General features: G+C 66.3%; 14 protein-coding genes. 5 read left to right on the forward strand and 9 right to left on the reverse strand.

From position 1 onward, the window contains the following. Positions 1-213: 213 nt before the first annotated feature. From P0652_RS03725 to P0652_RS03745, 5 genes are read right to left on the reverse strand one after another with little or no spacing between them, the layout of a single operon-like run. The gene (locus P0652_RS03725; protein ID WP_284177425.1) at positions 214-603 is read right to left on the reverse strand and encodes a DUF3307 domain-containing protein; all 390 of its coding nucleotides are present in this window, start codon (positions 601-603) and stop codon (positions 214-216) included. 24 nt (positions 604-627) lie between these two features. Continuing rightward, entirely contained in the window at positions 628-1,416 is a 789-nt protein-coding gene (locus tag P0652_RS03730; RefSeq protein ID WP_284177426.1) for an ABC transporter permease subunit, read from the reverse strand. Then, entirely contained in the window at positions 1,413-2,324 is a 912-nt protein-coding gene (locus P0652_RS03735; protein ID WP_284177427.1) for an ABC transporter permease subunit, read from the reverse strand. Before P0652_RS03735 ends, P0652_RS03730 begins: the two co-directional genes overlap by 4 nt. Before the next feature lie 4 nt (positions 2,325-2,328). Further along, the gene (locus P0652_RS03740; protein ID WP_284177428.1) at positions 2,329-3,480 is read right to left on the reverse strand and encodes an ABC transporter ATP-binding protein; all 1,152 of its coding nucleotides are present in this window, start codon (positions 3,478-3,480) and stop codon (positions 2,329-2,331) included. 9 nt (positions 3,481-3,489) lie between these two features. Further along, positions 3,490-4,587 (reverse strand): polyamine ABC transporter substrate-binding protein, encoded by a 1,098-nt coding sequence (locus P0652_RS03745; RefSeq protein WP_284177429.1) that lies wholly within the window; start codon positions 4,585-4,587, stop codon positions 3,490-3,492. 190 nt (positions 4,588-4,777) lie between these two features. On the opposite strand from P0652_RS03745, the gene P0652_RS03750 reads away from it, so the two are divergent. The 4 genes from P0652_RS03750 to P0652_RS03765 all read left to right on the forward strand — a co-directional run bounded on the left by P0652_RS03750 (position 4,778) and on the right by P0652_RS03765 (position 11,276). Then, on the forward strand, positions 4,778-5,473 hold the full coding sequence (locus P0652_RS03750) for a GntR family transcriptional regulator (protein ID WP_284177430.1): 696 nt from the start codon (positions 4,778-4,780) through the stop codon (positions 5,471-5,473). A gap of 109 nt (positions 5,474-5,582) precedes the next feature. Continuing rightward, complete coding sequence (locus P0652_RS03755) at positions 5,583-6,464, forward strand: ImuA family protein (RefSeq protein ID WP_284177431.1); 882 nt, start codon at positions 5,583-5,585, stop codon at positions 6,462-6,464. Next, a complete protein-coding gene (locus tag P0652_RS03760) occupies positions 6,352-7,908 on the forward strand; it encodes a Y-family DNA polymerase (RefSeq protein ID WP_284177432.1) in 1,557 nt (518 codons plus the stop codon). The genes P0652_RS03755 and P0652_RS03760 overlap by 113 nt, the downstream gene beginning before the upstream one ends. Continuing rightward, on the forward strand, positions 7,905-11,276 hold the full coding sequence (locus tag P0652_RS03765) for an error-prone DNA polymerase (protein ID WP_284177433.1): 3,372 nt from the start codon (positions 7,905-7,907) through the stop codon (positions 11,274-11,276). Before P0652_RS03760 ends, P0652_RS03765 begins: the two co-directional genes overlap by 4 nt. 22 nt (positions 11,277-11,298) lie before the next feature. Here the strand turns inward: P0652_RS03765 and P0652_RS03770 are convergent, their stop codons facing one another. The 3 genes from P0652_RS03770 to P0652_RS03780 form a co-directional block, all read right to left on the reverse strand. Beyond that, on the reverse strand, positions 11,299-13,704 hold the full coding sequence (locus tag P0652_RS03770; protein WP_284177434.1) for a thiamine pyrophosphate-binding protein: 2,406 nt from the start codon (positions 13,702-13,704) through the stop codon (positions 11,299-11,301). A gap of 82 nt (positions 13,705-13,786) precedes the next feature. Continuing rightward, the gene (locus tag P0652_RS03775; RefSeq protein WP_284177435.1) at positions 13,787-14,518 is read right to left on the reverse strand and encodes a hypothetical protein; all 732 of its coding nucleotides are present in this window, start codon (positions 14,516-14,518) and stop codon (positions 13,787-13,789) included. 87 nt (positions 14,519-14,605) lie between these two features. After that, on the reverse strand, positions 14,606-15,253 hold the full coding sequence (locus tag P0652_RS03780; protein ID WP_284177436.1) for a DUF1134 domain-containing protein: 648 nt from the start codon (positions 15,251-15,253) through the stop codon (positions 14,606-14,608). Positions 15,254-15,389: 136 nt separating this feature from the next. Between P0652_RS03780 and P0652_RS03785 the strand changes: the two genes are divergently transcribed. Continuing rightward, positions 15,390-15,869, forward strand: coding sequence for a YHS domain-containing (seleno)protein (locus P0652_RS03785; protein ID WP_284177437.1), 480 nt, complete (start codon positions 15,390-15,392; stop codon positions 15,867-15,869). Between the two features lie 15 nt (positions 15,870-15,884). On the opposite strand, the gene P0652_RS03790 is transcribed toward P0652_RS03785, so the two are convergent. Next, positions 15,885-16,664 carry a 3'(2'),5'-bisphosphate nucleotidase CysQ family protein gene (locus P0652_RS03790; RefSeq protein WP_284177438.1) on the reverse strand — a complete coding sequence of 260 codons (780 nt, stop codon included), beginning with the start codon at positions 16,662-16,664 and terminating at the stop codon, positions 15,885-15,887. Between the last annotated feature and the right edge of the window lie 9 nt (positions 16,665-16,673).

Raw genomic sequence — 16,673 nt, forward strand, 5'->3', positions numbered from 1 at the left:
CTGATCACATGCCCGACCGTGCCCAAGATTCTGCTTGCATCCAAGGGGGCGTCCACACACGTCTGAAAAATCGCAATAAATCAACGATTTTGCGTCTGTGAACATCCAGCGGCGTTCGTTTTCGCGCGCTTGAAGCCAACAGAATGCTGCTCTCTTTGCTGGTCTTCTTTACGAACCAACCGGCAGGAGGCCAGCAGTTGCCGCCGACGGCACTCAGTTGACGAGAAGCCAGATCATCGTCGCGCCGAGCAGCAGGTTCGTCACCTGGTGGAGAAACTGGTCGAAGCCAAAGAGCCACCAATAGGCAGGAGCCTCCGGCTCGAGGCGGAAGTGCCGGCCGACCAGCGCCTTCGCCCGGTCAATCGCGGCATGGATGATGAAATCCGCCAGGCCCAGCCACCAGCCCTCCGGAACGAAGGCAAGCGCGATCAGGGCCGTGCCAAGGCCATGCAGGCCGGCATGGCAGGCCAGAGGCAGGCCCCAGCCCGCCGGGGCCTCCTTGCCCGATGCCATCCAGCGGTTCTGCAGGACGAAATCGGCCAGGAAATGCTTCAACGTGAGGGCGGCGAGCAGCCAGAAGACAAGGGGGGTCAGGAGTGGCATCCGGCAGTGCTCACGGTCGAGGGGTCACGTGCGGGAGAGAGCATCGCGCTTGATCAGCAGCGAGGCAAGCACCACCACGGTGGCAACAAGGGCGATGATCAGGGTCGAGGCGGCGTTGATCTCGGGCGTGACGCCCAGCCGGACCGAGGAATAGATCCGCATCGGCAGCGTTGTCGAGCCCGGCCCAGAGGTAAAGGAGGCGAGGACGAGATCATCAAGCGAGAGCGTGAAGGCCAGCAGCCAACCTGCCAGAATGGCCGGTGCGATCATCGGCAGGGTGATGGCGAGGAACACGCGGAGGGGCGTCGCGCCGAGATCCTGCGCGGCTTCCTCAAGGCTGCGGTCGAGCATGACGAGCCGGGCCTGGATGACGATGGTGGCGAAGCAGGCGGTGAGCGTGACATGGGCGATGGTCACGGTCCAGAAGCCACGCTCTGCATCCAGCCCGACGAAAAGCAGGAGAAGGGCCAGGCCGGTGATCACCTCCGGCATGACAAGGGGGGCCGCGATCATGCCGGCAAAGAGCGTGCGGCCGGCAAAGCGCCCGAACCGGGCAAGGGCGAGGGCGGAAAGCAGGCCGAGGATGGTCGCCAGGCTGGCCGAGACGAGCGCTACTTTCAGCGAGAGCCAGGCCGCATCAAGCAGGGCCTGGTTCTGCAGCAGGGCGGCATACCAGCGGGTGGAGAACCCGCCCCAGACCGTCACCAGCCGCGAGGCGTTGAAGGAATAGAGCACCAGCACGAGGATCGGCAGATAGAGGAAGGCGATGCCGAAGACGAGGGCGAGGAGATGCGGGGCGCGGAGGCGGTTCATGGCGCCTCCTTCCGTGCGAAATGCTGGTACGCGAAGAGCGGTACGGCGAGGATCAGCAGGAGCAGGATCGCGACGGCCGAGGCGAGGGGCCAGTCGCGGTTCGAGAAGAATTCCGTCCAGAGGACCTTGCCGATCATCAGCGTTTCCGGGCCGCCGAGCAGGTCGGGGATCACGAATTCCCCGATCGCCGGGATGAAGACGAGGAAACATCCGGCATAGATGCCGGGCCGGGCAAGCGGGATGACGATCGAAATGAAGCGCCGGAACGGCGTGGCGCCGAGATCGGCCGCCGCTTCCAGCAGGCTTCGGTCCAGCCGTTCGAGGCTGGTATAGATCGGCAGGACCATGAAGGGCAGGTAGGAATAGACCATCCCGATCAGCACCGCCGTCTCGGTATTCATCAGCCCCAGCGGCTCGTCGATTATGCCGAGGCCCCGGAGCAGGGCGTCGAGTACGCCTTCCGGCCGCAGGATCGCCATCCACGCATAGACGCGGATCAGGAAGGAGGTCCAGAAGGGCAGGATGACGAGGATCAGCAGGGCCGGCTGCCAGCGCCGCGGTGCCGAGGCCATGGAATAAGCGAGAGGGAAGGCGATCAGCAGGGCAACCAGCGTGGCGGTGGCCGCGAGCCGCAGCGAGGAGAGATAGGCATCGAGATACAGAGTGTCGGCGATCAGTGTGGCGAAGCTTTCGAGATCAAGCGCTTGCAGGAAGCCCCAGACCTCGGCCCAGCCGGTCCAGTGCGGGGCATAGGGCGGCAGGGCGCGTGCCGTGTCCGACAGCGCGATCCGCAGGACAATCAGGAAGGGCAGCAGGAAGAAGGCCAGCAGCCAGGCATAGGGCAGTCCGACGACGAGCCAGCGCGGTGCCGGCCAGCCCCGTCCCGGGAGGGAGGTGCCGGTCTCCATCGGCCTAGCCGCGCAGCAGGATGCCGGCCTCGACATCCCAGGAGAGCCAGACCCGGTCTTCCCAGGCGATGGGGCGCTCGGCGCGCCGGGACCGGTTTGGCAGGGCAACCCTGACCAATTGCCCGGCCTCGCCGTCCAGCTTGACCTGGACCATGGTGAAATCGCCGAGATAGCCGATATCCCAGATCTCGCCCGTCATCTTGTTCGTCGGCTGGGCTGGCTCCTCGAGCGTGATGCTGATTTTCTCGGGCCGAATTGCAACACTGACTGTCTGTCCGATCGCGAGTGACGGGTCCGGATCATCCAGGATAATCGGCCCGTGCCGTCCGTCGAGCGAGATGATCTCGCCTTTGACTTCATCGACCACGCCTTCGAAAACGTTGATATCGCCAACGAATTCGGCCACGTAGCGATTGGCCGGCATCTCGTAGATCTCTTCCGGTGCGCCGACCTGGGCGATGCGGCCGCGCTCCATGACCGAGATCCGGTCTGCCATGGCCATCGCCTCGTCCTGGTCATGGGTGACCATCAGGAAGGTGAGGCCCAGTTCGGCCTGCAGGTCCATCAACTCGTATTGCGTCTCCTCGCGCAGTTTCTTGTCGAGCGCTCCGAGGGGCTCGTCGAGCAGCAGCACCTTCGGCTGTCGCGCCAGCGCCCGCGCGAGGGCGACGCGCTGCTTCTGCCCACCGGAAAGCTGGTCAGGCCGGCGGCCGGCGAAGCCCTCGAGCTTCACCAGCGCGAGCATTTCCGCTACGCGCGCGGCAATCGCCTCCCGTTTGAGGTTCCCCTGCCGGAGGCCGAAGGCGATATTGTCGAAGACGCTCATATGCGGGAAGAGCGCATAGGACTGGAACATCATGTTCGTCGGCCGGAGGTGGGGCGGAATGCCGGCAAGATCCTGCCCGTCCAGGAGGATACGCCCGGAATCCGGGGTCTCGAACCCCGCGAGCATGCGCATCAGCGTGGTCTTGCCGCAGCCGGACGGGCCGAGCAGGGCGTGGAATTCACCCGGATAGAGGCTGAGCGTGAGGTCGCTCACGGCCGCGATGTCGTCGAAGCGCTTGGTGACGCTTTCGAACCGCACCTGCGGGATTGCGGCCGGATCCGCCCAGGGCGCGAATGAGCGCCGGATGTTCCCAAGCGATTTTCGCGCCATGTCCGCCGCTCAGCGGCCGGTCTTCACACGGGTCCAGAGCCGGTTGACGGTCTTCTGCGTCTTCTCGTCATAGGGCGTGATGGTGTAGAGGCGCGAGAGGACAGCAGCCGGCGGGTAGATGCCAGGATCGTTCAGGATCTCGGCATCGAGATGCTTCTGTGCGGCGAGGTTTCCGGACGCATACTGGATGAAGTTCGAGTTCTTCGCGGCGATTTCCGGTCGGTTCACGAAGTCGATGAACTTGTAGGCGGCGTCCTTGTTGCCGGCATCATTGGGGATGACGAAGCTGTCGAACCACATCAGCGCGCCTTCCTTCGGAATGGCATAGGCCACCTCGACGCCATTCTTGGCTTCCTTGGCCCGCTTGCGGGCCTGGAGGATGTCGCCCGAATAGCCGACGGCGAGGCAGATATCGCCATTCGCCAGGGCATTGATGTATTCCGAGGAATGGAACTTGCGGATGCTCGGCTTGATCTTCGCGAGCAGGTCAGCGGCCTTGCGCAGGTCAGCTTCCTTCTTCGAATCCGGATCGAGGCCGAGATAGCGCAAGGCCGCCGGGAACATTTCCTCGGTTGCGTCGAGCACATGGACGCCGCAGGAGGCAAGCTTCTTGAGCTTTTCCGGATCGAAGACGATCGACCAGCTGTCAATCACCGCATCGGCGCCGAGGCGTTCCTTGATCTTCTTCGTGTTGTAGCCGATCGCGGTGGTGCCCCACATGTAGTTGACGGCATATTTGTTGCCAGCATCGTATTTGGCGAGGCGGTTCGTGATTTCCGGCCACATATGCTGGAGGTTCTGCAATTTCGACCGGTCCAGCTCAGTGTAAAGCTTCAGCGGAATGTGCCGGGGCAGGAACGAAGCTGTGACGACCACGAGGTCATAGCCGGTCTTGCCCGCCATGAGCTTGGTTTCCACCGCTTCCATCTGGTCGAAGGTGTCATAGACAACCTTGATCCCGGTTTCCTTGGTGAAGGCGTCAAGCACGGCCGGATCGACGTAATCGGACCAGTTGAAGATCTTCAGTTCCTGCTGGGCCCGGGCCGCGAGCGGGGCGGCGAGGGCGAGGGCGCAGACGAGCGAGGCGCGAAGCCAGGAACGGATCATCTCAGGGACTCCCGGAAGAAGGCAGGACTGCAAGAAACACCAGCGGGAACCTAGCAAACCCGAACCGGGATTCAAGGCCGGATCACCGCTACGGGAGGGGATCGGGTGCTGCACGCTTTTCCACGGGGCCGATTGGTGGCATGGAAGGACGCACCTGCTTCCGGGCAGTTCCCTTTTCGAGAATGCGTTCATGGCCAGCTCCCTCAAGCATCGCACCCTGTCCTCGGCCATCGTCGAGCAGTTGCGGCAATCCATCCTCGACGGCACCCATGAGGCCGGCACGCAGCTGCGGCAGGATTTCCTGGCCGAGCAATACGGGGTCAGCCGCATTCCCGTGCGCGAGGCGCTGTTCCAGCTGGAGGCCGAGGGGCTGGTGCGCATCATCCCGCACAAGGGGGCCGTGGTTTCCGGGCTGTCGCTGGAGGAGATCAATGATGTGTTCGATCTCCGGCTGATGCTCGAGCCGCGGTTGCTCGCGCAATCCGGGCCGCGTTTGGCCGCGAAGGATTTCGAGCGGGTAGACGAGGTGCATGCCGCCTTCTCGGCCGCGATCGCCGCGCGGGACACGAGCCAGTTCGGCGTGCTCAACGCGCGCTTCCATCTCGCGCTCTATGCCCGTGCCGAATTGCCGCGGACCGAGGGGATCGTGGCCGGGCTGCTGCAGGTGAGCGAGCGCTATACCCGGCTGCAACTGGCGACCCTGCCTGCCATGCGCCGCGCTGAATCCGACCACGCCCATCTGCGCACGCTCTGCCGGGAGGGTGCTTTCGCCGAGGCCTGCGATTTCCTGCGGGACCATATCGAGGCCGTGCGCGGCGATCTCGTGCGGATGGTGGCCGAGAAGCTCGGCATGGTCGGCGACAAGGCCGAGGCTGCCGGCCTGTAGCTGTTTCCCTGCCGGACAGGATCTGTCTGCTCCTTCATACAAGGTGTCCCAGGCGCTTGACTCCGTCCCGTTCCCTGTTCTTATATTAGAACATAACAGGAACAGAATCATGCCTGCCCCGATGGCCGATCCTTCGGCAGATCTCGCATTTCGACGCGTCCGGCTGGCCCGGGCGCTGCTTTCCGACCGGGCCATGCCGGCGGCTGGAGCTCGACATCCGGCCCGGGTTTCCTTCGGCCTGCCAGCGCTGGATGAAGCGCTGCAGGGTGGCCTCGCCCGCGGGGCCCTGCATGAATTCCATGCGATCGAAGGCGCGGATGCCGCGGCAGCGGGCGGCCTGATGCTCGCCCTTGCCCGTCGGGCGGCAGATGCGCGGCCGATCGTGCTGGTGCGGCAGGATTTTCTCGATGGGGAGACCGGCGCGCTGCATCCGGCGGGCCTGCCGGAACTCGGGCTTGATCCTTCCCGCCTCGTCCTCGTGCGGGCGCGCGATGTGGCCAGCTTGCTGCAGGCCGGCGTGGAAGCCGCGCGTTGTCCGGCTCTCGGGGCGGTACTGCTCGAATTCTGGGGCGATCATCGTGCCTTCGACCTGACAAGCAGCCGCCGGCTGGCCCTGGCTGCGCAGGAGGCGGCCCTGCCGATCCTGATGATGCGCGCGGCCGCCCCTGCCACGCCCAGCGCCGCAACAACACGCTGGCAGGTGCGCCCGGGTCTTTCCCGCGCGCTGGAGGCCCGGGCGCCGGGGCCGCCCTGTTTCCGCCTCCGGCTGCTGAAGCATCGCCAGGGGCTCGATCTTCGTGAATGGTGCGTGGAGTGGAACCGTGACCGAGCCGTCTTCGAATCCCGGCATGCCGGGGCTGCCGCCCAAAACCACCTGCATGACCGCCCGCAATCCGGCGGGGCAACGCTATCTCGCGCTGTTCCTGCCCTTCCTGCCGACCGAAATCCTGCGGGCGAGCGGGCGGATTCCGGCCTCCGCCGGGCCGGATAGCCCGCCGCTTGTCCTTGTCGAGATGCAGCGCGGTGCGATGCGGCTTGCCTCGGTGGATGCACGCGGCCTCGCCCTCGGTCTGCATCCGGGCATGACTCTCGCCGATGCACGGGCGCGCCTGCCCGGATTGCCCGTCTATCCGGCTGATCCGGCCCGCGATGTGGCGGCCCTCTCCGTCCTTGCCGCGGAGAGCGAGATGTTCACGCCGATGGTGGCGCTTGATCCGCCCCACGGGCTGATGCTGGATATTACGGGATGCGCGCATCTCTTCGGCGGGGAAGCCGGGCTGATGCGCCGGATCCGCCACCGGTTCCGCCAGCGCGGCCATGCGCCCGTCCTCGCGTTGGCGCCCACGCCGGATGCTGCCCGGGCGCTGGCGCGGTTCGGCGGTGCAGATTGCCTTTCCGCCGTGGCGGCGGAAACGCGGGCCCTGCCGGTAGCCGCGCTGGAGGCCGGAGAGGAGGTCCTGCTGGCGCTCAACCGGGCCGGGCTGAAGGATCTCGCCGCGCTCGAGGCCTGCCCGCCCGGTGTGCTGGCGGCCCGGTTCGGGGCGGGGCTTGTTACGAAGCTGCGGCGTGTGCTCGGGCAGGACAATGCCCGGATCACGCCGCTGCGACACCTGCCGGAATGTCTGGCCGAGCGACATTTTCCGGAGCCCCTGCTGGCATTCGACGCGGTTCTTGCCCTCGTCAGGCGGCTGGCCGGCGATCTCGTGCAGATGCTCGAGGCGCGAGGCGAGGGTGGCCGCCGGTTCGAGCTCAGCCTGTTCCGCAGTGACGGGCAGGTGCGCCGCCTTGTGGTGGAAACCGGGCATGCCTGCCGCGATCCAGAGGTGATCGAACGGCTCTTCGCCCTGAGGATCGAGACGCTGGCCGATCCGATCGATCCCGGATTCGGGTTCGATTCCGTCCGGCTGGCGGTGCTGGCCAGCGAGGCTTTCGGGCAGGTCCAGCCGGATTTCGACGGCCATCGCCTCGAGGATCTGGCGCTGGAGGACCTGATCGACCGGCTCAGCACCCGGTTCGGTGCCGCGCGTGTGCTGCGCGCCGAGGCCGAGGATACGCATGATCCGGTACGCGCGGCGCGGTTTGTCCCTGCGCAGCGGGGGGCTGTGACTTTGCTCTGGCCTGAGCCGGAGCCGGGGGAGGGGCCGCGCCGGCCGATCCGGCTGTTCGATCCGCCCCAGGCGATCGAGGCCCTGGCCGAGGTGCCGGATGGCCCGCCCTTGCGGTTCCGCTGGCGCCGGGTGCTGCATGAAGTCGCCCGTGCCGAGGGGCCGGAGCGAATCGCGCCGGAATGGTGGCGGGTCGAGGCGGGCACGCTCGCCCGCGATTACTACCGGATCGAGGATGCCGAGGGGCGGCGCTTCTGGGTGTTCCGGCAGGGATTTTACGGCCATTCCGGGCAGCCGCCGCGCTGGTTCCTGCACGGGCTTTTCGCATGAGGAGCGCAGCGGCCTATGCCGAACTCGCGGCGGCGACGAATTTCTCGTTCCTGCGCGGGGCTTCCCCGGCGGCGGAGCTGCTGATGCAGGCGCTGCGGCTCGGCCATTCGGGCCTGGGCGTCGCCGATCGCAACACCGTGGCCGGCGTGGTGCGCGCCCACGCCGCCCTGCGTGACCTGAAGGAGGCGGGCGCGCTTTCGCCGCTCAAGCTGCGGGATGGTTCCTCGCCGGGGGATTATGTGTTCCTGCCGCGTATAAACCCGGAGGACTCGCCGGAGGATCTTGTGGCGCGGGCTGCAACCTTCCGGCTGGTGGTGGGGGCGCGGCTGGTCTTTGCCGATGGCACGCCGGATCTCCTCGCCTATCCGGAAAACCGTGCCGGCTGGGGGCGGCTCTGCCGGCTGCTGACCCTCGGCAAGCGGCGCTCGGAGAAGGGCGAATGCCATCTCCTGCTCGCTGACCTGCTCGCCGATCCGCGTGATCTCCTGCTGGTTCTGATGCCACCGGCCCGAACGGAGCCTGCATCGGGCGCGCTCGAGGCCCTGGCTGCCGCTGCCCCGGGGGCGGTCTGGCTCGGGGCCAGCCAGCATCGCCGGGGCGATGACCGCCGCCGGCTCGCCCGGCTGAAGGCCATGGCCGCCAAGGCCGGTGTGCCGCTCCTGGCCACCAATGACGTGCTCTATGCCACGCCGGCGGACCGCGACCTGCAGGATGTGATGAGCTGCATCCGTGAAGGCGTGACGATCGAGCGCGCGGGGCGGCGGCTGGAGGTCAATGCCGAGCGCCATCTCAAGGCGCCGCAGGAAATGGCGCGGCTTTTTGCTGATTGCCCGGAGGCGCTGACGGAAACGCAGGCTCTTCTCGCCCGGATCGACTTTTCGCTTGACCAGCTGACCTATGAATATCCGGACGAGCCGGTCCCTCCCGGCAAGGACGCGCAGGGCTGGCTGGAGGAACTGACCTGGCGGCATGCGGCGATCCGCTATCCCGAGGGGGTTCCGCCGAAGGTCGAGGCCCAGCTGCGGGCCGAACTCACGCTGATCGCCAAACTCGAATACGCCCGCTATTTCCTGACGATCCACGACATTGTCCGCGTAGCGCGGGACAAGGGCATTCTCTGCCAGGGGCGGGGCTCGGCGGCGAATTCCGCCGTCTGCTACGTTTTGGGCATCACGGCGGTCGATCCCAAGGAGCATAACCTCCTTTTCGCACGCTTCATTTCGGAGGAACGCCGCGAGCCGCCGGATATCGATGTCGATTTCGAGCATGAGCGGCGCGAGGAGGTTATTCAACATATCTATGAGCGCTATGGCCGCCATCGTGCCGGCATTGCCGCCACCGTCATCACCTACCGGCCGCGCAGTGCCATCCGCGAGGTGGGCAAGGCCCTCGGCCTGACGGAGGACGTGACCGCGCGGCTGGCCTCGACGCAATGGGGCAGCTGGGGCACGGATATCCGCCGCCAGCATATCCTCCAGGCCGGGCTCGACCCCGACAATCCGATGATCGATCGCGCTGTGCGGCTCGCGCTGCGCCTTCTGGGTTATCCGCGCCATCTCTCGCAGCATGTCGGCGGCTTCGTGCTGGCGCGGGACCGGCTCGACGAGCTGGTGCCGGTGGGCAATGCGGCGATGGAGGACCGGACCTTCATCGAATGGGACAAGGACGATATCGACGCCCTTGGGCTGATGAAGGTCGATGTTCTGGCGCTCGGCATGCTGACCTGCATCCGCAAGGCGCTGGACGAGCTCCGCACCCATGAGGGGATCGACTGGGGGTTGGCCGATATCCCGCAGGACGACGCCGCCACCTATGCCATGCTGACCCGGGGGGATTCGATCGGCGTCTTCCAGGTGGAAAGCCGGGCGCAGATCAACATGCTGCCGCGGCTGAAGCCGAAGGTCTTCTACGATCTCGTCATCCAGGTGGCGATTGTCCGGCCGGGGCCGATCCAGGGCAACATGGTCCATCCCTACCTGCGCCGTCGCTCGGGGCTGGAACAGGTAAGCTTTCCCTCGCCCGCCCCGGAACATGGCCCGGCAGACGAACTTCACCAGGTGCTCGGCAAGACCATGGGCGTGCCGCTCTTCCAGGAGCAGGCGATGCAACTCGCGATGGTGGCGGCGAAATTCTCCGATGTGGAAGCCAACCAGCTCCGCCGGGCCATGGCGACCTTCCGCAATGTCGGGACGATCCACCTTTTCGAGGCCAAGATGGTCGAGCGCATGGTGGCGCGCGGCTATGACCGGGCTTTCGCGCAGAATTGCTTCGAGCAGATCAAGGGGTTCGGCAGCTACGGCTTCCCGGAGAGCCATGCCGCTTCCTTCGCCAAGCTGGTCTACATTTCCTCCTGGCTGAAATGCCACCATCCCGCGATCTTTGCGGCGGCCTTGCTGAATTCCCAGCCGATGGGCTTCTATGCGCCGGCGCAGATCGTCCGCGATGCCCGCGAGCACGGGGTGGAGATCCGCCCGGTCGATATCAATCACAGCTTCTGGGACAATACGCTGGAACGCGATGCGCAGGGCGCCCTCGTGCTGCGGCTCGGCTTCCGGCAGGTCGACGGGTTGCAGGAAGCCGAGGCCGGCCGGCTCGTCGCGGCGCGCGGCATGGGCTACCCGACGATCGAGGATATTGCCCGACGCGTCCGGCTGCAGGCGCGCTCGCTGCGCCTGCTGGCGGATGCCGATGCGTTCGGTTCCCTCGGGCTGGATCGCCGTGCGGCCCTCTGGGCGATCCGCCGCCTGCCGGATGATGCGCCGCTGCCGCTCTTCCTTGCCGCCGATGCGCCGGAACTCGCGCCCGAGCCGGTAGTCACGCTGCCCGCAATGGCGCTCGGTGAGCAGGTTGCTGCGGATTACCAGACGATCCGGCTTTCGCTGAAGGCGCATCCAATGGCGATTCTCCGCCCCGTCCTGGCAGTCGAGCGGGTCCTGACATGCCGGGCGGCCAATGCCGCGCCGGATGCGCGGTTCGTCCGCAATGCCGGGCTGGTGCTGGTGCGGCAGCGGCCGGGCAAGGGCAATGCGATCTTCGTGACGATCGAGGACGAGACCGGTATCACCAATCTCGTGCTCTGGGCGCGACTTTTCGAGCAGTTCCGCCGCGAAGTGATGGCCGCGCGGCTTATGCAGGTCGAGGGGCGCATCCAGCGCAGTCCGGAAGGCGTGGTCCATTTGATGGCCAGCCGGATCATCGACCGTTCAGCCCTGCTGGACCAGCTCTCGACGATCCACCGGGCCGATATCGACGTGGCGCGGGCGGACGAGTTTCTTCGGCCGCAGGTGCCGCGCGGGCCTCATGCGCCACCGCGGGGCCGCCACCCGCGCGATGTGCGGGTCATCCCGAAATCACGGGATTTCCATTGACGGCCTCCGGCTGACCGGCCGGTCACGCAATCCGGAAATGGCGGATCGGCTTGCCGCGCGTCATTCCCTCGGCAGCCTTCAGGATGCCGCGGGCATCGATACCATAATGCCGGTAGAGATCGGCGATGGTGCCGGTCTGGCCGAAATGTTCGACGCCGAGCGCGCGGCAGCGATGGCCCTGGACGGAACCCAGCCAGCCAAGCGTGGCCGGATGGCCATCGACCACGGTGATCAGCGCGCAGTGCGGCGGCACGTTTTCCAGCAGGCGCTCGACATGGCTCTGGGCATGGACCAGCCCGTTCTCCCGCGCGCGCTGCGCGGCGGTCCAGCCAGCATTGAGCCGGTCGGCCGAGGTGATCGCAAGCAGGCCGACATCACGCCGGTCCTCGCCCATCAGGCCGACGGCCTCGATGGCCTCCGGTGCCAGTGTGCCGGTATAGGCGACGACGATCTGCGCATTCGGGCCCGGCCGCCGCATCCAGTAGCCGCCATCGACGATGTCGCGCTCGAGTTCTGGCGTCATCTCGCGCAGGGGCTGCTCCAGCGGGCGGGTCGACAGGCGCAGATAGACCGAACCGCCGGTGGCATCGCGCAGCCAGGTGCGGCTGTCGGGCTCGGCCTCGCCATCGCGCTGCATGTAGTCGAAGGCGAAGCGCATCATCACCGCGAGTTCGTCGACAAAGGCAGGCTCGAAGGCGCAGAGCCCGTCCTGCGCCATGCCCACCAGCGGCGTCGCGATGGATTGATGGGCGCCGCCTTCCGGCGCCAGCGTCACACCCGAGGGCGTCGCCACCAGGAGGAAGCGCGCATCCTGGTAGCAGGCATAGTTCAACTGGTCGGCCGCCCGAAGGATAAAAGGATCATAGACCGTGCCGATGGGGAGCAGGCGCTCGCCATTGATGGCATGGCTGAGCCCGAAGGCCGAAAGGGCGATGAAGAGGTTGGATTCGGCGATGCCGAGTTCGAGATGCTGGCCGCGCGGCGAGAATTCCCACGTATAGGTGGAGGGGATCCGCTCGGCCTTGAACGTGTCGGCCATGCTCTCGCGGGCAAAGAGCCCGCGCCGGTTCACCCATGGCCCGAGATTCGTCGAGACGGTCACATCCGGCGCCGTCGTCACGATCCGGCTGGCAAGCGGGCTGTCCTCGCGGGCAATCTCGTTGAGGATCTGGCCGAAGCCCATCTGGGTCGAGACCGGCTTGCCTCCGGCAGCCGGCGCCGGCAGGCGGGCCGGAACGGGAATGGCCGGCGATTCGCGGCGGCGGGTGCCTTTCGAGAAGAACGGTGCCCGGTTCACGAAATCCTGCAGCGTCTCGGCGGGCAGGCGGGCCCCTTCCCACTTGTCCCATTCATGGCCGGGGCGGATGCCGGCGGCCTTGCGGAAACCCTCCATCTGGGCCTCCGTCATCAGGCCGGCATGGTTATCCTTGTGGCCAGCCAGGGGCAGGCCAAAGCCCTTGATCGTGTAGCAGATGAAGAGCGTCGGCCGGTCATGCCGAGAGGCCTTTTCAAAGGCCTCCAGCAGCGAGGGCATGTCATGCCCGCCGAGATTGCCCATCAGCGAGGCGAGTTCCGCGTCGGAGCGGCGCTCGATCAGCCGGGTCACGGGGCCCTGATCGCCGATCTCGTCATTGAGGCGCTTCCGCCATGCAGCTCCACCCTGGAAAGTGAGCGCGGAATAGAGCTGGTTCGGGCAGGTATTGATCCAGTTCCGCAGCACTTCGCCACCGGGTTCCGCGAAGGCGGCTTCCTGCAGCTTGCCATGTTTCACGATGACCACGTCCCAGCCGAAGCTCTCGAACATCCGCTCGAACTTCTCCCAGAGGCCCTCGCGGACCACGGCATCAAGGCTCTGGCGGTTGTAGTCGACCACCCACCACGTGTTCCTCAGGCCGTGCTTCCAGCCCTCGATCAGCGCCTCGTAGATGTTGCCCTCGTCCATCTCGGCATCGCCGACCAGCGCGACCATGCGGCCTTCCGGGCTGTCCTTCATCCAGCCATGGGCCTTCACGTAATCCTGCACGAGGCTGGAAAAGAGTGTCTGAGCCACACCGAGGCCCACCGAGCCGGTGGAGAAATCGACATCGTCAATGTCTTTCGTCCGCGAGGGATAGCTCTGCGCGCCCTTGTAGCCGCGGAAATTCTCCAGCTTCGCCCGGGTCTGGTTGCCGGCGAGGTACTGGATCGCGTGGAAGATCGGCGAGGCATGGGGTTTCACCGCCACGCGGTCTTCCGGGCGCAAGGCTGAAAGATAGAGCGCCGTCATGATCGTCGCCATCGAGGCCGAGGAGGCCTGATGGCCGCCGACCTTCACTTCCCCGGAAGCCCGCAGGTGGTTGGCGTTGTGGATGGTCCAGGAGGCCAGCCAGAGCACCCGCCGTTCGATATCGGCCAGGCAGTCCAGCGGATTGGCGGGGGGCAGGCTCATGGAACACTCCGGAAAAGGATGATCAAAAGGGATTTCGGCAGATCATGCGCAACTTGGCGGGGCTTGCAACCCCGCCCGTGGCTCAACCGACCTGCTTCTGCCGGACCAGCGGGATCGCGGACTGGTAGGTTTCCTCGCCGCCGCGGATCCGCTGGAGCAGCGCGCCGTTCTCGATGCCGGCGACCTTGCGCTCCAGATCGCGCAGTTCCGCCGTCTTCGCCTGAAGGTCGTTGCGCAGCTGGCTGCTGCGCTGGGTCTCCGCAGCCAAGGCCTCGCGGGCCCGCTCCGCAAGAACACGTGCCTCGTCGAGCGCAATGCGCCGGTTCTCCGCCAGCTCTGTTGCGGCCTCCTGCTGGGCAATCTGGGCCGTGACCTGCCGCTCGAGCCCGTCAATGGCTGCGCGGTCATGGTCGCGCTCGGATTCCAGATCGGCGATGCGGAGGTCGCGGGTCTGGATCTCGACGCGCAGTGACCCGATCTCCGCTTCCAGCGCCAGGATCCGGCGCCTCTCGGTCTCGATCTCCTCGGAAAGCCGGGCCTGGGCCTGGATCCGTTCGCCGGTTTCGGCACGGGCCGCCGCCACGGAGGCCTGCGCCTTCTGGAGCTGCATGCCAAGCCGGGCAATCTCGACCGCGCTCTCGGCGCGTGTCCGATCACGGAAGGCGGCAATCTCGTTGACCGACATCGGCAGGTTGCGCTCGAGCCGATCGCGCGTCAGGCGGGTCGCGCGGCGCCAGAAGGCGGGAAGCATGATCAGCCAGATCACGCCCGCCATTGCCATGCCAAGGATGAAGACGAGCACCAGCTCGATCATGGCCAACCCGTACCTTTCCGCTAACCCGTTGGCATGAAAATGCCTTCAGGTCAAAGGAGCGGCCGTCAACTCGGCGTGAGGCCGGATTCAGAACGGGTTCCAGGTCGACTGGCTGGTGAACTTGAGATACCCGACATTGATCCCGAGCCGGGCACCGACGCCGGACCGGATCGGAACGATCACGATGTTGTTGGCCGTGACGGCCGTCATCCCGAAGCCGCCGATGAAATAGGCCGAGCCGTCGACGCCGGCGAAGCGCTGGTAGAGCGCATCGACCCGCGGCAGGCGGTAGACGAGCATCATGGTCCGGTTGCCGTCGCCGCCGAAATCCCAGCCGATGGAGGGGCCCTGCCAGAAGACCTTCCGGTCTCCGGCATTGCGGGTATAGAGCACGCCCTCGCCGTAACGCAGGCCGCCGATGAAGGCGCCGCCCGCTTCCTGGCCGAGGATGTAGCCGTTCGGCTCGCCCCAGCGGCGCGTGGCCTCCTCGATGGTCAGCGCCAGCCCGCGCGAGACCGAGCCGAAGAACTGGTGCCCCGAGGAGATCAGCTCCTGCGACCGGAATGTGTTGCTGCGCCCGGACCGGGTTTCCTGTGCAACGGCTCGGAAAGAAAGTTGAGTTATGAACAGCGAGGTCAGGAGCAGCAGAAGGGCGGTCCGGGCCTTCCAGCCGAACCGGGCAAACCCGGCCAGCGTGTCGCGGGGACGGGTCTTCCGGAAGAAGCGATCGGTCATGGAAACCTCGATGGATTGAACAGCCGGTGCCGCAAAATCAGGTGGAAATGGTAAGCGATTCGTTATGAACAAAAGGTTCAGCGGACAAAAAGGCGTTCTCATGGCGGCAGATCGGCGCAGCCAAGAATGCAGCGCCGTGACCGCTTCTGCCACCCGCCGCGTCGTCCTGCTCGGGCTTGCGCTGGCCTTGCCGGCCACGTCCGCGCTGGGCCAGGCGATCGGTCTTTCCGACGAGATCATCGCCGATCCGAATTCCGGCGCCGCCCTGTTCGGCTTCGATCCGGTCGCCTATTTCCTCGAAGAGCGCGCGGTTCCTGGCCGGTCCCAGCTGCAGACTGTCCATGCCGGGCGCGTGTGGCATTTCATCTCGCCGGCCAACCAGGCGGCCTTCGAGGCCGATCCCCGGCCCTACATACCGGCATTCGGCGGCCATGATCCGCTCGGTATCGCGGCGGGTTTCGCCGTTGCGGGCAATCCGCAGACCTTCGTCATCGCGGAGAATCGGCTATTCCTGTTCCGTGACGGCAATTCCCGCGCCATTTTCCTGCGTGATCCGGCCCGGCTCGACCTTGCCGAGCGCAACTGGCCGCTGGTGCGGCGCGACATGGTTCCCTGAATTCCGGAAATGCCTTCAGGCCGGGAGCCGCCGGTAGGCCACGAAATCGGGATTGGCCCAACCCAGCTGGCTCCGGCCATAGGCGAGCGCCTGCCCGTCCAGGCCTCGCACGCCGCCGCCCAGGCAACGCAGGAGCGCATCGCCGGCCGCGACATCCCATTGCATTGTCCGCCCGATGCGCGGGTAAAGATCGGCCTCGCCCTCGGCGAGGCGAACGAACTTCAAGGCCGAGTTTTCCGACCGGATTTCAGCAATGTCCATCCGGCCACAGAGGAGCCGGCTGGCCTCGCCGGCATGTTCGGCCGAGACGATGGCGATGACACCGCCCGATCGTTGGCCCGGATCAGGCACCAGCATTTCCGCATCATGGGACGGGTCGCCGCGAAAGGCATGGATGCCGGACCACCAGGTGCCTTCGCCCACGGGCTGATGGATCGCGCCGGCGACAGGGATGCCCCGCTCGATCAGGGCAATCAGGACGCAGAAATCCGGCCGTCCGGCCAGGAAGGCGCGGGTGCCGTCGAGCGGGTCGACGAGGAAGAAGGTCGACGAGTCGGGTGGAACGTCGACCTCGCCTTCCTCGCTGATCACGGGCCATTGCGGGAAGCATTCGCGCAGGGCAGCCACGATCACCTGTTCCGATGCAATATCCGCGGCACTGACAGGCGAACCGTCCGGCTTGAGGCTGCGCGCGCAATCAGGACTTCGATAGCACAGCAGTGATTCGCCGCCCATCCTTGCGATGCGCGCCATCTCGCGGCCGATCCGATCACGGTCATGGGGAGAAATTGGCATCCGACCCGG

The organism is Rhabdaerophilum sp. SD176, from assembly GCF_030143245.1.
GTDB lineage: Bacteria > Pseudomonadota > Alphaproteobacteria > Rhizobiales > Beijerinckiaceae > Rhabdaerophilum.

Bases quoted from the DNA above. Each gene is read 5' to 3' on its own strand.
- P0652_RS03765 (WP_284177433.1), top strand. From the start codon at position 7,905: ATGAGGAGCGCAGCGGCCTATGCCGAACTCGCGGCGGCGACGAATTTC.
- P0652_RS03740 (WP_284177428.1), bottom strand. From the start codon at position 3,480: ATGGCGCGAAAATCGCTTGGGAACATCCGGCGCTCATTCGCGCCCTGG.
- P0652_RS03735 (WP_284177427.1), bottom strand. From the start codon at position 2,324: ATGGAGACCGGCACCTCCCTCCCGGGACGGGGCTGGCCGGCACCGCGC.
- P0652_RS03750 (WP_284177430.1), top strand. From the start codon at position 4,778: ATGGCCAGCTCCCTCAAGCATCGCACCCTGTCCTCGGCCATCGTCGAG.
- P0652_RS03770 (WP_284177434.1), bottom strand. From the start codon at position 13,704: ATGAGCCTGCCCCCCGCCAATCCGCTGGACTGCCTGGCCGATATCGAA.
- P0652_RS03745 (WP_284177429.1), bottom strand. From the start codon at position 4,587: ATGATCCGTTCCTGGCTTCGCGCCTCGCTCGTCTGCGCCCTCGCCCTC.
- P0652_RS03755 (WP_284177431.1), top strand. From the start codon at position 5,583: ATGCCTGCCCCGATGGCCGATCCTTCGGCAGATCTCGCATTTCGACGC.
- P0652_RS03775 (WP_284177435.1), bottom strand. From the start codon at position 14,518: ATGATCGAGCTGGTGCTCGTCTTCATCCTTGGCATGGCAATGGCGGGC.
- P0652_RS03780 (WP_284177436.1), bottom strand. From the start codon at position 15,253: ATGACCGATCGCTTCTTCCGGAAGACCCGTCCCCGCGACACGCTGGCC.
- P0652_RS03790 (WP_284177438.1), bottom strand. From the start codon at position 16,664: ATGCCAATTTCTCCCCATGACCGTGATCGGATCGGCCGCGAGATGGCG.
- P0652_RS03730 (WP_284177426.1), bottom strand. From the start codon at position 1,416: ATGAACCGCCTCCGCGCCCCGCATCTCCTCGCCCTCGTCTTCGGCATC.
- P0652_RS03760 (WP_284177432.1), top strand. From the start codon at position 6,352: ATGACCGCCCGCAATCCGGCGGGGCAACGCTATCTCGCGCTGTTCCTG.
- P0652_RS03725 (WP_284177425.1), bottom strand. From the start codon at position 603: ATGCCACTCCTGACCCCCCTTGTCTTCTGGCTGCTCGCCGCCCTCACG.